This is a genomic window from Nostoc sp. UCD121 (assembly GCF_014222285.1).
Taxonomy (GTDB): domain Bacteria; phylum Cyanobacteriota; class Cyanobacteriia; order Cyanobacteriales; family Nostocaceae; genus Nostoc.
On the sequence record NZ_JACKZS010000197.1, the window covers coordinates 1 to 14,398 of the forward strand.

The window sequence follows — 14,398 nt, forward strand, 5'->3', positions numbered from 1 at the left end:
TGGGAATATGTCCTTCGGTATACTTTTGACTATCTACTTTTCCTAACTCATTAAAAAATGGGCGAACCGGGAGTAATAAGCTAGTTGTCGAGACTCCTGCTTTGGTAATGCCGTCAAATTCAGATTTGATCGCAAGCAACGGAGCAAACTTAGAAAAACCTGGTGGTGGCTGAGTCAGCCCTGCGGTTAGCGCCCTTAGCTGCTGTTTTACCAGTGGTTTAGGATCGAGGAGTTGCAGACCCACGCTCAGAGCAATTGCATATTTCTCTACCAAGTATTGCTTACCATCATATAAAGCTGCCATTGGTAAATTGCGTAAGGGGCCATCCAGGACAAACACTAGGGTATCTACCCCACTGTTTTGCAATTTTGACTCAATGGGTTGAAGCAGCCAGTTGTAAACTTCATGTGCCTCGGTTTGGACGGCTTTAGTAGCGGTGGGGTTGACAAGATTTTTTCGCAGTTCTACTAACAATTTCTCTACTTTTGTATGAGAAATCTGAGTAGTGTAGCTTTGCAGGGGTTGTTTGGGAATTTTGACAATTACCTGAAGTTCGTCAGGAAGAATAATTGGATAAAGGATAGCAGCTGTGGGATTATCTTTATCGACCATTTGATCGAGGGCTACTCTCTGTCCTTGTAGGCAAGCTTCTCGAAAGAAGTCATCCAATTCTGCTAGTTGGAGTGCTTCAATGCGTTGGCGGGCTTTCTCCAATATTTTTTGATCTGGTTTTCCTTCTTGGGATTTTAGCAGCAACTCTACTGATTCTCGGTAGATGGGTTCTACGCTGTCCCGAAAGTTGAATTGTACATCCTGGTTAACTACGTCTTTATTGACTACTAAATCTCTGCGAAGGGACTGGAGAGTGTCCACAGCAGAATCATAGGCTGCGATCGCACCATTCATATCTTTTTCTGCCCGCAGTAATCTACCTAACTGCCACTCTAAGGTGTAGGTGATTTCTGGTGCATTGCTGCTCTGTGCTAAAGCTAATCCTTGCCGAGTAAGCTCTTGCGCGTATGACAATTGTCCGGTTTCTTCATACAAGCTGCCTAAACTCTTTAGTGAGTATGCTTCTGCCCGCTTGTCCCCTAAACTGCGGGATTGTTCAATGGCGCTGGCGAGTAATACTGCTGATTCTTTGGTGCTGAATCCTGAGTAGTAATGCTGACTAGATGCTTGTAATATACCACCCTTGACTTTTGCCAAACTTTGGGAAAAGTTAACATGAGCGTAAATGCTAGCACGGCTAGGAGGAAGTTGAGCGAGTTCGGATTCAATCAATGGTAAGAGAGTTTGAACATTTGCCCATTGTTGATCTTGAATCAGTAGGCTCAGGTGATTGAGTTGGGCTTGGACTTTTATTAAAGGTGGGGGAGATGCTGCAACTGTTTGTTGATAATAGGCGATCGCCAGTAGGTTGTTTTTTTGTTTACGGGCATTATTCCCCAGGCTGAACAGACTGGCTGCAATATCTGCGCTTGATTGCAGATTTCGAGCAATCGTCAGACTTTCTTCTAGCGCCAGGCGTGACTTTTCCAAATCGCCCACTACTAAAAGAGCATCACCGAGCGATCGCAAACTCACTGTCTTTTCTATCGCATCTGGTTGAGATTTTAATGTCTGACTTACCCGATCAAGTGTTTTGACAGCGCGGGGGTAAAATCCTTGAGTTTGCCACGCCTGTGATTGATTGATTAGCGATCGCACCACACCACTTTGATTATCTGCTCGCCTGTAAATTTCTTCTGTCTGCTGCCAAGTTGCTAAAGCTGCCTCGGCTTGTCCCATTCTCAGTTGAAGACGACCTTGAATATCCAGCGATTGGGCCAAGATTTGATTTTCATCTTGTCCTTTGAGCAAGTTTAAGCTCTCTGTAATTGCCTGTTGTGCTTGACTCCATAAACCAAGTTGCTGGTAAGCTAAAGAAAGATTACTCAGTGTCGCTGCCTGTCTGAGGCTTTCTCCTTGCTGCTTATATGCTTGGACAGCCTGTTGTAATACTTCTACTGCCTTGGCAAAGTTACCGGAATTGTATAAAAATTTGCCCTGTTCTAGTAGCGAACCTGGGTCATTAACTACAGCCAGCGATGGCAAATTGTTAATTTCTAATTGAGATGAGGAATTAATTGAGCCAGGAACTTTTGCTAGCACGGGTGAACCCAATATGCATAGCAAAGCTATCAGGAAGTACAAAGGCAAACGCAAAAATTGAGCCAGTGTGGTTTTATGCCAACGCCCTGGCTGCTTCTGTATTTTAACTTTTACAGAATTCGCACCAAAGATCCTAGTTGTTTTAGCCATAAGCATGACAGGAGGTAATTGATAACCAGGAACGCACAGGATTTACTGTAGTTTGGGCTACCACGGTAATGTTACCATTCACATCCATTACTCATGCCTGAGCTTCCACAATCTTATTTATCATGGTCTAGATGAGGTTGGTTTTACTATCCAAACTGTATTGTCACTAATTCTACATAATTAGACATCTCCATAATTAAATATGCGTTATCCATAACCCTTGTCAGAGAAGCATCTGAATTCTGACTCCTGACTCCTGAATTTTGTTCGATAAACCTAATCACTTAAGAACGGATGACTTAATTTCTTGCTCTATCTGATTACTAATAATCTCAGATCCCATAGCAGGTTTATCTAGGTTAACCCTAATAAAATTAGTTTTATCTTTTCCTGTAAATTTTTTATCATTATCTGAGTCTTTGATAATTTTTATAAAAATTGCATTTTGACTTGGAACAACAACCCAATTGATGATTTGAGTATTGTTTGGGGTAATTTGCTGGAGATTCTTACCTGATAAATCAGAAAGATAACCAACAGTAGCATCTTCGCTGTTGAGTTTTGTATCTATGTTTGTGTCTTGTTCAAGGATTTTATAAAACCAAACTCTTGTAGGCGGCTTCTCTACCGCTTTTACCTCTAATAAATCAAAGGAGGCAATAATGGCTTTTTTATTTAATAAAATATGAGTTTCACCATCTTGCTTTCGATAAAAGATGATGTTAGACAATTGGTTATTTCTTTCATAAGAACGTGAAAGGCTTAAATCAGTTTTTTTATCTTCATCCTGGTCTGGAAGAACAACAGGAATCATTATATAATCAGATTGTTCTTTAATAATTAAATCTCCATAGACAAGATTCGGATCGGGTTTCGATTTATCTGTTGCTTGTGCCTGTTCCGCTTTTGTACTAATAGAAGACTTACAAGAAAAAGAAAGGAGAGTTATAATAATAACTGTAGTAATTTTATTTAAAAATCTATTATATTTCATCAATTTTTTTAACAGGATACATTGCTATTCTATTTTCTTCGCTGCTTGGAAATGACTTATGTTAATTTGAGTTTATATTCTACAAAACAAGCCCATATTAGTGGGCTTCTTTATATATACAAAATAAATAAAGTAACCCAACTAAAAGGTTTGACATTTATTGGGCACATTAACTGGCTTTTGTTAAAAAGACTCTAGTTTCCCAACTAGCTTCTCAAGCGTCAATTCCGGCACTATCTGCCGTAACCAGGAAATTATATCACAATAAAATACCAAAAACCTGATCAAGGTTGACCAGGTTTTATCGAGTTCACAGATTTCAAATTGTTAAACTAATTAAGTAATTGAAGGTTAATAACTAGGGTGGACTAGACAACTAACAAACTCAGCATTCTTGCGTTTTTCCGCTTTGGGATTTGGCTTTGCCTTTTACATTAGGCTTTTACCACTTTTGTCATCTTGATATGCTGAAATTTGCTTGGGTTGATGACAGGGGACACTAAGTCATTTACCCTTTTCTTTTGGTTTTATTTTCTCTTTGGTGTCCTACTATTTAAGTTATCACTTCAGTTTCTGAGTTGCAACTCTTACTTTACTAAAGTTGATGTTTTGTTAGATTTTGCAATCTAGCTCCAGATATTTGATCCCTGGCTGTCTTTTTAAGATATTTGAGGAGATCTTCGAGAGTTCAGCATAGATAATTAAACTGCATTGTCATCAATTGCCCATAATTTGACTATAATCCAGACAATTGCTGTAAATACGTCCAATTGCATCAATTTTGACCAATTGGCCAGAATAAAGCTTAATTTGGGCGGCTAATGCGTTGTCTAGTACAATACGGCGGAAATAAACCAATCATTCCAAATCAACGAAATCCTTATGGTGTATTAATTTTTAATTTTTACTTTTTAATTTTTAATTCCGCCTTGCGGTACTAGTGCTTGTTGGGGATAATGTGCCTTTGCAATAGTATTAATTTGGGGTTGGGCAATTAGCCACGGCAAAGCTAACTGAGCAGGGGTACAATTATAAATAAGGGCTATGGGACGTAATTTTTGTAGCGCTTGTTGAGCATGTTCAAAGTTTTCGCATTGAAACAGTTTATTTTTAGCACGATTATCTGCTAGGTTGCTAGCGATCGCTTTTTTATAACTGCTTTCTAATTCATTCCCTTGGACAGTTTCACACTTTATCGGTCTTAGTTTGAATTAAATCAGAGTTACAGTAGATGCTGATGGAATTGACTACAACTTTTCATGCTCTCAAAGAATGGGCTGTCGCCGTAAATGCCTTGGAGAGTGGCAAAACAATTATGTTGCTTCGTAAAGGGGGTATTCATGAACGAAATGGACATTTCCAAGTTGCCCACAAGCAAATTTTGCTTTACCCTACTTATGAACATCAACAAGCTTTCATGCTCAAACCTGAGTATGCTAATCGTGTTTATCCAGTAACATCAGGTTGGCATCCAGAAACTGTTCGCATCGGTAGTTGGGCTGAAATTACAGATATTTTGCCAGTTAGTGACGAATTTCTTGTCAACGCCTTGCTTCCGTTCCATATTTGGAACGAGCATTTTATTAGCGATCGCCTCAAATGGAAACCACGTCAGCCCCTTTATATTCTCCTCCTGCGGACATATAACCTAACCCAAGAGCAAGAAATTCCTTATTACCCTAAATACGGCGGTTGCAAATCATGGATTGATTTAGATCAATCAATCAACTTGCAAGAAACAACGCCAGCTTTGTCTGACTTTGCATACACCCAATTAGTACAGACAATTCGCGGCATTGTCGGCGACAAAATGGCCAGAAAGATTGATATGCTCAATCACAACTCAACCTTTGGCTAAACCTCGGTTGTATTGCTGCTAGGTTTTTCAATTTACACAGAAGGCTATGGTATTTGGAAAACCCGATCGAATTGGGCTTCGATCGCAAAAAAACCCGCCCACCAAATATTTAGAGTTTTTCTACAGCGATCGCACGCTGCACTATCCGCTAATCCCGGATTTCTCACGATAGGGGAGCGTGGGGAGTGTGCGGGGTCAGATTTCTTCCCCATCCTCCCACACCTCCCACACCTCCCACACTCCTTGATTTCTCACTTGTGAGAAATCAAGGTAATCAGGAGCCAGAATTTAGAACTGAATTTTGGCTCCTGACTTCTGTTTGTTGAAAATACAGCAGATTGCAAATTCCTAACCACCCTGAAAACAGTAGTTATTGCTACACACGATCGCAAAAAACGCGGATAACATTAGAAAAATCTCACCCTAATACATAAGGTGAGGCAAATCTGTTTATCTGCATATCCAAAAATAGCTCACAAGGGTGAGAAGTTACTTGACAAAAGTCTGATATTATGCGTTAGTTGTTAGCTAAAAGCAAAGGAGTTTGCAATGCATCGACAAATGTGCTGGTTATCTAAGTCTGGTGGCGACGGCGAGAAAATCTTGTATTTGCAGACAGAACCCAATCAGCCTTGGCGGCCCTACACGGCTTTTGGACATTTCACAGTCCCAGATTATCAAATACCAGGTGGTTCTAAAGGTTGGGCAACTTATCAAAAACTTCTCAAAGCAGGTTGGACACTAGTACCTAGCGCACGCGCCAATGAGTTTGGCAGCAGTAGCTACGTAGAGTCAACAATCCAAAATCAATAGTCATTGGTCATTTTTTATTAGTCATTTGTTATTCTGTGCGTCCCTGTGTCTCGCCAGTCCCTTACTCGTTTATAAGCCTCTGGGGGAACCTTCACCGCGAGGATCTGCCGCGCCTTCTAGAGTTCCATCAGATGTAACCGCGATCGCATTACCATTACCCCAAGGAGTAGTTTCCTTTATTTTATGCCCCCGACGGCGTAATTCTTGCAGAGTCAAAGCATCTAAACCCCAAGATTCTACGCGCAACTCATCTGGAAGCCATTGATGATGTATGCGTGGAACAGAAACAGCTGCGCCAACATCCATGTTGTATTCCAGCACATTTAGGATGACTTGCAAAACCTGAGTGATGATAGTGCTACCACCAGGCGCACCTGCTGCCATCCGAAAATGACCATTTTCTGTGACAATTGCGGGAGTCATGCTGGATAGGGGAGTTTTTCGGGGTGCAATGCTGTTAGCATCGTTACCAACTAAACCAAAGGCGTTAGGCACTCCTGGCGCAGCCGCAAAATCATCCATCTCATTGTTGAGGATAATTCCAGTTCCCGGTGTTACCACACCAGCACCAAAACTGAGGTTAATGGTGAAAGTCAGACTTACAGCGTTGCGTTCTTCATCCACAACCGTAAGATGGCTGGTTTCAGGAGATTCATACCGCGTCGTGTGCAATTTAAAAGACTGATGAGATAACGGAATGGTATTTTCTTCTAAACTCGGATTATTAGTTTGACTAAAACGTTGTAGTGTCTTTCTATCTACTGGCTTGACCTTGGTCGAGGGTCTAGCCACTTGCATATTAATTTCTTGACGGCGTTGTTTGGCGTAAGCTGAAGTGAGTAGTTCTTGTACAGGAACTTTGACAAAATCAGGATCGCCTAAATATTCTGAACGATCAGCGTAAGCAATTTTCATTGCCTCTACCATTAAGTGGATAGCGTCAGGATGATGCCATCCTAAAGATTTTAAATCAGTGTCACCAATAATATTTAAAATCTGCAATAGGTGAACGCCTCCCGATGATGGGGGTGGCATTGAGCAAACTTTAGCTTTGCGGAAATTGCCACAAATAGGAGTCCGCCAGATTGGTTTGTAGGCTTTCAGGTCTTCTAGAGTAATTAAACCACCATTTTTTACCATATCAGAAGCGATCGCACGAGCAATACTTCCGGTGTAAAAACTTTGGGGATTTTCGGCAACTGCTGTTAAAGTGCGTGCCAAATCACGCTGCACCAGTTTCTCCCCTGGTTGATAAAATTCACCGTTGCGAGTGAAAATTTCTCGCCCTGCGGGATTATTGAGAATTGCTTGCTGGCCCTGGTTTAGCCTCTGGGTTAGCACATTGCCAAGAATAAAGCCATCTTTAGCGAGTGCGATCGCAGGTTTCATCACCTCTTGCCAAGAAAGTTTACCATAGCGACGATGCACTTGATAAAGTCCCGCCACCGTTCCTGGTGTCCCTACTGCCAAATAACCATTAATACTTGCATTGGGACGCACCTTTCCTTCTGCATCAAGATACATATTTCTTGTAGCTTTCAAAGGTGCGCGTTCGCGGAAATCTAGCGCTTTCATCTCGCCAGTTTTCTCAGAGTGCATCAGCAAAAATCCGCCGCCGCCGATGCCTGCGGAAAAAGGCTCAACTACAGAGATTGCAAAAGTTGTGGCTACAGCTGCATCCACTGCATTACCCCCTTTGCGTAACATTAAAATTCCCGCTTCACTTGCTAGAGGATGCGCTGAAACCACCATTCCCTTTTTGCTGCGTAGGGGTAAAGTTAAGGCGGCTGATGCAACTTGGCTGTAAACAACGAGAGTGAAAGAAAAGATTGCGATTGCAACTCGCTTGGGTTTAGCAACAGTAAGCATTTTTATGCCATTTGGTTTGATCTTTCTTAGCCTAGCGCCTGGGAAAGCATTTTATACGCTGCTTGCTTGTTGATTGCCCAGTTGCAGAGCGATCGCTAAATCTTGTTGAAATTCCTATCTATGTTTGTTACTATGAATTTGTAAGGACAAATGCCGTACATTTTATTTTTTGGTAAACATTATTCTTATCATGTAGAGGCTATGATGGCTAATACTCTGGCTCGAAGCCGCAAAGCAAATTTAACGCGCTCCAGAGATGAACGCCTGGAAGCTCGTATTAGTAAAGAACAAAAAGAAATTTTCCAGCGTGCTGCTGAGATTCAAGGTCGAACATTAACAGATTTTGTGATTAGCAGCGTTATGAACGTTGCCAAACAGATTATCCAGGAAAATGAAATGATGATCTTAAGTAGACAAGACCAAGAAATTTTTGTAGAAGCACTGCTCAATCCACCAGAACCAAGTGCAAAATTAAAGGCAGCAGCTCAACGCTATAAACAAAACATGGGTGTGTAAGTGGCGTTACCTGATACTTTTGATGATTATTTAATAGAGCCGCTAGGAAAGCAAGACCGGGCGGCTTTTTCTTGTGATGTTGAGAAACTTGATATTTATTTAAAACAGCAAGCAGGACAAGATGCTCGCAAGCGGATGGCTGCTCCCTTTGTTTTAATTGAAAAAAGTTCTGGAATCGTTGCTGGGTATTACACATTATCATCAACAAGTCTTAAATTTGATGAATTGCCAATTGAGATCACAAAGAAGCTCCCAAAATATCCAAATGTTCCTGCAACTCTTTTAGGTCGATTGGCAGTTGATAAAAATCATCGAAAAAAAGGGCTGGGGGAAATGCTGTTAATGGATGCGCTTTATCGCAGTCTACAAAGCGAAATTGCCACAATAGCTGTAGTGGTTGACGCCAAAGACGACAAAGCGCGTTCTTTTTATGAGTATTATAATTTTATTCAATTTCCTAATTTTCCTTATCGGTTGTTTCTGATGATGCAAACAATTGAAAAAATGTTTACATAACTAATTAAAAAGTTATTTTTAATGTATATTGTAATCGACTAGCTAACTTAAATTAGTGAAACAGCCGAAAATGGATACCGTAATTACACCAGAAAGAATCGAGTTACCACCTGGCGCGGTGCTGAAGCTTTTGGGAGATTGGAAAGACTATCAAGTATTAAGTCAGCAACTAGGCGATCGCTCTTCGCCTCGCATTAAATATCGACCTGGAGAGATTTTGCTAATGGCACCGCTACCAGAACATGGAAGAGATGCGAGTTTGTTGGCATTGATAGTAATAGCTCTATTTGACCACCTAAACCGCATATATGAGTCTTTTACGCCCATTACCATGAGCTTGCCAGAAATTAGTGGTATTGAACCAGACTATTCCTTTTACATTGAAAATTGCAGAGCAGTAGTTGGTAAAAAAAGAATTGATTGGGAGTCAGATCCACCACCAGATTTAGCAATTGAAATAGACGTTACAAGCTACACCGATATTAATGATTACTTGCCTTATCGAGTGCCAGAAGTTTGGATATTAAAGAATAATCGCCTATTAATTTATAGATTACAGATAGAAAGTTATGTGCTTACAGAAAGCAGCTACTTTCCTAACGTCAGAGAAATTGTGCAGCAATGTCTCCAAATGGCCAATGAGCAATCAACAAGTGAAGTCATTAGGTGGTTAAAGAACTTTTTGCATGGACAACATTAGTACAATGTATAACGTAGTTTTAAGAGTTTGTAGTAAGCACTTTAGTGCTTAGAGGATAAGGACTAAAGTCCTTACTACGAACAATTTAAACTTGACAGACTAGTAGCGTGCGTTACACTAACTCTTAATTACAAATTACGAATTATTTTAATCCTTTCGATTTGCGAAACTCCTGAACAACATCTTTAACATCACGTAATTCACCCTCAACTAAATAATTTAACTGTCGCATCTCATCTGCCGAAATCTTTCCAGCGAGTGAAGCGATCGCTGTTTTTAATTGGGGATATTTTTTTAATACTTCTTGCCGAACAATTGGCACAGTTTCGTAAGGTGGAAAATACTGTTTATCATCCTTTAACACAACTAAACCCAACCGAGAAATCTGCCCATCAGTGGAGTTACCCGCCACCATATCTACTTGTTTTTGAATCAAAGCACGATATATTAAACCCAAGTCCATGATTTGAGGAGATTTGGCAAAACGTAAATCGTAAGTTTTAGCTAATCCAGGGAAACCATCTTCTCGTTCTAAAAACTCGTAACCAAAACCACCGCGCCACTGAGGTGTATATTGAGTAGCTTCCGAGAGAGTTTGAATATTGTAGCGTTTGGCATCATCTCCCCGAACAATCATCGCGAAAGTATTTTCAAAACCCAAGCTTGGCATCACTTCCAAATTGAATTGCTGGGAGTATGCTTGTTTTAACCTTTCATAAACTTCTTTAGGGTCATTAACTGCTTTTTGCTTTAAAATTCCAGTAAAAGCTGTACCTGTATACTCAATATAAGCATCAATCTTGCCAGTAGTAATCGCATTATGGCAAACAAAAGAACCACCCAAACGGGGACGACGAGATACTTTTAAATTAGTTGTTGCCTCTATTTGCTGTGCTAAAAATTCACCTAAAATATCTTGCTCAGTAAAATCTTTGGAAGCAACAATAATATTGCCATCACTGCTACTATTTACATTTGGTGTACAACTAGTGATGACTAATAACAAAGCAAAAGTTAAAAAGCAGGATGCTAAAAATCTTTTCATTAACTTTTAATTTTTAATTTATTCTCCAACCAGCCAATTGCAAAATCAGCCAATAATGCAATTACCGCCGCCGGAACTGCACCAGCTAAAATTAACTGATCGTTCACTACTGATATGCCGCGAAAAATAAAGACTCCCAAGCCACCAGCCCCGATCGCAGCTGCAATGGTTGCAATGCCTATAGCAATTACCGTTGCGACTCGCACACCTGCTAAAATGACCCCCATTGCCAAGGGAATCTCAACTTGCAATAACAATTGTCCATCTGTCATTCCCATACCTCTCCCAGCCTCTCGAATCGCTGGATCTACACCAGTAATCCCTGTGTAAGTGTTACGAATTATCGGCAGCAAAGAATATACAGTCAGAGCAACAATCGCTGGTACAGCCCCAATTCCGCCAATTATAGGAACAGGAATTAGTAAACCAAAGAGAGCCAAACTAGGAATAGTTTGGAGAATATTTGCTATGCCGAGAATTGGTTGGCGGAGATAAGTTTTACGTGTAATTAAAATACCTAAAGGAATGCCTATAAGTATGGCAATTCCAATAGCGATGCCTACTAAAAACAAGTGTTCTAGAGTATGCTGAAGAATTTCTGGGGCATACTTAACAAGAAAGAAATTTTTCATAAATTGTCTTGGAAGGAACGCAGACATTTAAGAAAGGCTAGGCTTTCTGGGTGTTGCGATCGCATAAATTCATCTGTTGTCCCCAATACTACCAATTCTCCGCCATACATTAAACCAATTCTCGATGCCAAAACCAAGGCTTCTTGAATATCGTGGGTGACAAACACAACCGTCTTCCCTAACTCTTGCTGCAAACGCCGAAACTCTTGTTGCAGTTCTAAGCGCGTAATCGGATCGAGTGCGCCAAAGGGTTCATCCATCAACAACACAGGCGGATCTGCGGCTATTGCCCTGGCTACCCCGACTCTTTGTCTTTGCCCACCCGAAAGTTCGTGCGGGTAACGCCCTGCAAATTGTGCTGGTTCTAAACCCACTAATTGCAACAACTCATAAACCCGCGTTTTTATTTGTTTGGGTTGCCAACCTTCCAAAGCCGGGACTAAACCCACATTGCGTTCAACTGTAAAATGGGGAAATAAACCAATTTCTTGAATGACGTAACCAATTTTTCGCCGCAGTTTAATTTCATCCCATTGAGTTGTGGGAATACCATCAAATAAAACTTCGCCTTGTGTAGGTGTGAATAGGCGATTAATTAACTTCATTGTGGTGGTTTTACCGCTACCACTGCGCCCAAGTAATACTAGTGCTTCTCCTTGGTGGATGTTGAAGTTGAGATTTGACACCAAGGGGCGATGATTGCGGCTAAAGGTGACATCGCGGAATTCAACGGCGGTTTGGTTATTTTGCGGCATTAGTGGCTTTTAGTGGACGCTAGCCTGTTATTGACTATATGTATTATGTGCTGATTTTGCTAGCGTGCTAATACCAATTTTTCATGAAGCTGCATAGAATTCGATCCCCCCTAGCCCCCCTTTTTAAGGCTACGGTGTACACACAAGTCTTATAAAGTTGTCTAACAGTGTTTTGATCCCCCCTAACCCCTCTTAAAAAGGGGGGAATTTCTTCAAGTCCCCCTTTTTAAGGGGGATTTAGGGGGATCAAGATATGTGCAACTTCACATTAAATGGGTATAACGTCCAATTTATCAGACAATAGATTTAAGCGCCTCTATGCAGTTTTAGCATTTTCATCTGATACTTGCTCTGCAACATTTTTCAAGCGGCTTGATCTAATTTTGCGAATGCGATCGCTATTTCGAACACCGCCCGCCATCTCATATTCGCGGCTGTCTTTGCCGTACTTGATTGCAACCACCATCAGCATCTTTTCTGAAAGCTGACTCAAGTTTTTTTCCATCTCTTCAATTTCAGTTTTAGAAGAGTCAACCACAGACAGAGCAGTATTATAAACATCAAGTTTGTTGCGTAACTGCTCAATTGACTCAATCAGTTTTTCCAGATTATAATTTTCGTCAAATTTGATGCTTGGAACAATCGATTTCAGTCCAGCTGATCTTAACTGAGCTTTTTCTAAAATACGTGATGTACGTTTTTGACGAGACATGAAATTACTCCTTTAAGATGCTGTTAGAGCTAGCTTGGCTTAATTAAACTGCATTTCGGTTCAGCAAAACTCGCAGTTTTTGCTTATAAAATTTTCGGTTTATATCAGTAATTTTTCGGTATCTAATTAATATAAAAAGGTAAAAGTTAAACCACTCCCAACACGAGGAAGACCGCTCCCGGCACGAGGAAGACCGCTCCCGGCACGAGGAAGACCGCTCCCGGCACGAGGAAGACCACTCCCAGCACGAGGAAGACCGCTCCCGGCACGAGGAAGACCACTCCCAGCACGAGGAAGACCACTCCCAGCACGAGGAAGACCACTCCCAGCACGAGGAAGACCACTCCCAGCACGAGGAAGACCACTCCCAGCACGAAGAAGATCACTCCCGGCACGAGGAAGACCACACCCGGCACGAGGAACACCGCTTCAGTTTGTTGTACGTAGATGCAAACCAAAGCGTCTAATGGATGCCTCAAAAATTTGCTTAACTGTCTTAACTGTCCTTGCGTCTTTAATGGCGAGTCCTAGATAATACAAGCACGGTTTTCAAAAAAGCTGTAAATCCTGATTTAATCGATATATCTAAATCTAAAAAAGGCAGAAAAATGGATCTTGATAATTTAGCTCAAATTTCCAAACGAGATTTGGAAATCATTCAACTACATCAGTTTCAACAACCCATCTACTGTTGTAATGTCACTGCAATTGCCTATGCCTTTACCGCATTGGGATATCTGACGACTGTTGATGAGATTTTCTATGCTACCCAACTGCCGATCGCATCGGTTTTAGATGATGGCATGACGTTAGCAGAAACCTACGATACTTGTCGAACTTACCTTGAAAAAAAAGAAATACCCCTGTCCATTCGGATAGAGCATTTTGATAAACCGAGTATGACGCTCGAAGCGTTCACCCGTGAAGTTGAAGCCGCCGTTTGTGATGAAGCTGATGTTCACATTCTTAACTTCAATACCCGTATTGCCCATGAAAATCCAAGTTTAGAAGGTGGTCACTTCTCCTTATTGGCAGACTATGACTCGAAAACTCAAGAAATAACCATTGCAGACACAAATCCTAAACGGTATACCCGGTTTTGGAAATGCCCAATTGAGCGTATATATGCCGCTTGCGTAGATAAGGATTCCTCGTCAAATCGCTCTCGTGGCATGATCGTGCTTCGCAGGCTGGAGAAAGCCAATCTAAAAGATAACGGAGTGGTTCACCCATCAGAAATCGCCTTGAACGCTCTCCATTCTGAATAATTACTTAGAATCACAGCCAACCATTTTTAAAATAACCTCTGACCAGTACGTTAGGGGGTTCCCCGGCTTGTACCCCTACAGGGAAGCAAGCTACGCTCTCAAGCGTTTCCGCAGAGTAGTAACCTGGCGCAACACGGAAAAATGAGAGTTTGAGAGAGATTTTGCCTAAGTCTTGTTTTAGTCAGGCTGAGTAGAATCGAATTCGATTTTTTGTGAAACCGCCTCAGTTTGTTGGGGGTGTATAGACGCAAAGCGACTTATTGATAATGAATATGGCTGCGTAGGAACTTTTGTAGGCGATGCCTACGGCGGTAAACTACGCAGTTATGAGAGATAGTTAGGGCTTGCTGAAAAAGTCGTATTTAAGCCAGATCAAGAATCAATTAACAATGCTTGTAAGTGAAAATATAATTTA

Annotated in this window: 14 protein-coding genes and 2 pseudogenes; 6 read left to right on the plus strand and 10 right to left on the minus strand. The window is 41.2% G+C overall.

Features of this window, described 5'->3' with window-relative positions; genetic code table 11:
• The 3 genes and pseudogenes from GNF10_RS28825 to GNF10_RS38975 all read right to left on the minus strand — a co-directional run.
• The coding region (locus tag GNF10_RS28825) for a tetratricopeptide repeat protein (RefSeq protein WP_260446343.1) at window positions 1–2,311 on the minus strand (2,311 nt) is incomplete at its 3' end.
• Between the two features lie 274 nt (window positions 2,312–2,585).
• Entirely contained in the window at window positions 2,586–3,299 is a 714-nt protein-coding gene (locus GNF10_RS28830; RefSeq protein WP_185592426.1) for a hypothetical protein, read from the minus strand.
• Window positions 3,300–4,210: 911 nt separating this feature from the next.
• Window positions 4,211–4,432: pseudogene (locus tag GNF10_RS38975) on the minus strand (hypothetical protein); the annotation flags it as partial.
• Between the two features lie 98 nt (window positions 4,433–4,530).
• On the opposite strand from GNF10_RS38975, the gene GNF10_RS28835 reads away from it, so the two are divergent.
• Window positions 4,531–5,157, plus strand: a complete 627-nt coding sequence (locus GNF10_RS28835; RefSeq protein ID WP_185580677.1) for a DUF1802 family protein — start codon at window positions 4,531–4,533, stop codon at window positions 5,155–5,157.
• A 44-nt stretch (window positions 5,158–5,201) separates the two neighbouring features.
• Here GNF10_RS28835 and GNF10_RS28840 read toward each other — a convergent pair whose 3' ends face one another.
• Window positions 5,202–5,369, minus strand: a complete 168-nt coding sequence (locus GNF10_RS28840) for a hypothetical protein (protein WP_185580676.1) — start codon at window positions 5,367–5,369, stop codon at window positions 5,202–5,204.
• Between the two features lie 337 nt (window positions 5,370–5,706).
• On the opposite strand from GNF10_RS28840, the gene GNF10_RS28845 reads away from it, so the two are divergent.
• Window positions 5,707–5,970: a hypothetical protein gene (locus GNF10_RS28845; protein ID WP_012409208.1), complete on the plus strand. Its 264-nt coding sequence runs from the start codon at window positions 5,707–5,709 to the stop codon at window positions 5,968–5,970.
• A 69-nt stretch (window positions 5,971–6,039) separates the two neighbouring features.
• Here GNF10_RS28845 and ggt read toward each other — a convergent pair whose 3' ends face one another.
• Entirely contained in the window at window positions 6,040–7,839 is a 1,800-nt protein-coding gene (gene ggt, locus GNF10_RS28850; protein WP_185580675.1) for a gamma-glutamyltransferase, read from the minus strand.
• Between the two features lie 150 nt (window positions 7,840–7,989).
• On the opposite strand from ggt, the gene GNF10_RS28855 reads away from it, so the two are divergent.
• The 3 genes from GNF10_RS28855 to GNF10_RS28865 all read left to right on the plus strand — a co-directional run bounded on the left by GNF10_RS28855 (window position 7,990) and on the right by GNF10_RS28865 (window position 9,571).
• Window positions 7,990–8,355 carry a DUF1778 domain-containing protein gene (locus GNF10_RS28855; protein WP_311774231.1) on the plus strand — a complete coding sequence of 122 codons (366 nt, stop codon included), beginning with the start codon at window positions 7,990–7,992 and terminating at the stop codon, window positions 8,353–8,355.
• The gene (locus GNF10_RS28860) at window positions 8,356–8,871 is read left to right on the plus strand and encodes a GNAT family N-acetyltransferase (protein ID WP_185607304.1); all 516 of its coding nucleotides are present in this window, start codon (window positions 8,356–8,358) and stop codon (window positions 8,869–8,871) included. It begins immediately after the preceding gene.
• Between the two features lie 70 nt (window positions 8,872–8,941).
• A complete protein-coding gene (locus GNF10_RS28865; protein ID WP_185583269.1) occupies window positions 8,942–9,571 on the plus strand; it encodes a Uma2 family endonuclease in 630 nt (209 codons plus the stop codon).
• Window positions 9,572–9,713: 142 nt separating this feature from the next.
• On the opposite strand, the gene GNF10_RS28870 is transcribed toward GNF10_RS28865, so the two are convergent.
• The 5 genes from GNF10_RS28870 to GNF10_RS28890 form a co-directional block, all read right to left on the minus strand.
• Window positions 9,714–10,616 (minus strand): glycine betaine ABC transporter substrate-binding protein, encoded by a 903-nt coding sequence (locus tag GNF10_RS28870; RefSeq protein ID WP_185583271.1) that lies wholly within the window; start codon window positions 10,614–10,616, stop codon window positions 9,714–9,716.
• Window positions 10,616–11,248, minus strand: coding sequence for an ABC transporter permease (locus tag GNF10_RS28875; RefSeq protein ID WP_185583272.1), 633 nt, complete (start codon window positions 11,246–11,248; stop codon window positions 10,616–10,618). The genes GNF10_RS28870 and GNF10_RS28875 overlap by 1 nt, the downstream gene beginning before the upstream one ends.
• Complete coding sequence (locus tag GNF10_RS28880) at window positions 11,245–12,003, minus strand: ATP-binding cassette domain-containing protein (protein WP_185583273.1); 759 nt, start codon at window positions 12,001–12,003, stop codon at window positions 11,245–11,247. The genes GNF10_RS28875 and GNF10_RS28880 overlap by 4 nt, the downstream gene beginning before the upstream one ends.
• A 316-nt stretch (window positions 12,004–12,319) precedes the next feature.
• On the minus strand, window positions 12,320–12,715 hold the full coding sequence (locus GNF10_RS28885; RefSeq protein WP_185583274.1) for a hypothetical protein: 396 nt from the start codon (window positions 12,713–12,715) through the stop codon (window positions 12,320–12,322).
• Window positions 12,716–12,861: 146 nt separating this feature from the next.
• Window positions 12,862–13,140 (minus strand): hypothetical protein, encoded by a 279-nt coding sequence (locus tag GNF10_RS28890; RefSeq protein ID WP_185607305.1) that lies wholly within the window; start codon window positions 13,138–13,140, stop codon window positions 12,862–12,864.
• A 147-nt stretch (window positions 13,141–13,287) separates the two neighbouring features.
• On the opposite strand from GNF10_RS28890, the pseudogene GNF10_RS28895 reads away from it, so the two are divergent.
• A pseudogene (locus tag GNF10_RS28895) lies at window positions 13,288–13,983 on the plus strand (phytochelatin synthase family protein); the annotation flags it as partial.
• Between the last annotated feature and the right edge of the window lie 415 nt (window positions 13,984–14,398).

What these genes read in the sequence shown, in the direction of transcription:
- GNF10_RS28830 (WP_185592426.1), bottom strand. Translation starts at nt 3,299, where the DNA reads ATGAAATATAATAGATTTTTAAATAAAATTACTACAGTTATTATTATA.
- GNF10_RS28835 (WP_185580677.1), top strand. Translation starts at nt 4,531, where the DNA reads ATGCTGATGGAATTGACTACAACTTTTCATGCTCTCAAAGAATGGGCT.
- GNF10_RS28840 (WP_185580676.1), bottom strand. Translation starts at nt 5,369, where the DNA reads ATGGGGAAGAAATCTGACCCCGCACACTCCCCACGCTCCCCTATCGTG.
- GNF10_RS28845 (WP_012409208.1), top strand. Translation starts at nt 5,707, where the DNA reads ATGCATCGACAAATGTGCTGGTTATCTAAGTCTGGTGGCGACGGCGAG.
- ggt (WP_185580675.1), bottom strand. Translation starts at nt 7,839, where the DNA reads ATGCTTACTGTTGCTAAACCCAAGCGAGTTGCAATCGCAATCTTTTCT.
- GNF10_RS28855 (WP_311774231.1), top strand. Translation starts at nt 7,990, where the DNA reads ATGCCGTACATTTTATTTTTTGGTAAACATTATTCTTATCATGTAGAG.
- GNF10_RS28865 (WP_185583269.1), top strand. Translation starts at nt 8,942, where the DNA reads ATGGATACCGTAATTACACCAGAAAGAATCGAGTTACCACCTGGCGCG.
- GNF10_RS28870 (WP_185583271.1), bottom strand. Translation starts at nt 10,616, where the DNA reads ATGAAAAGATTTTTAGCATCCTGCTTTTTAACTTTTGCTTTGTTATTA.
- GNF10_RS28875 (WP_185583272.1), bottom strand. Translation starts at nt 11,248, where the DNA reads ATGAAAAATTTCTTTCTTGTTAAGTATGCCCCAGAAATTCTTCAGCAT.
- GNF10_RS28880 (WP_185583273.1), bottom strand. Translation starts at nt 12,003, where the DNA reads ATGCCGCAAAATAACCAAACCGCCGTTGAATTCCGCGATGTCACCTTT.
- GNF10_RS28885 (WP_185583274.1), bottom strand. Translation starts at nt 12,715, where the DNA reads ATGTCTCGTCAAAAACGTACATCACGTATTTTAGAAAAAGCTCAGTTA.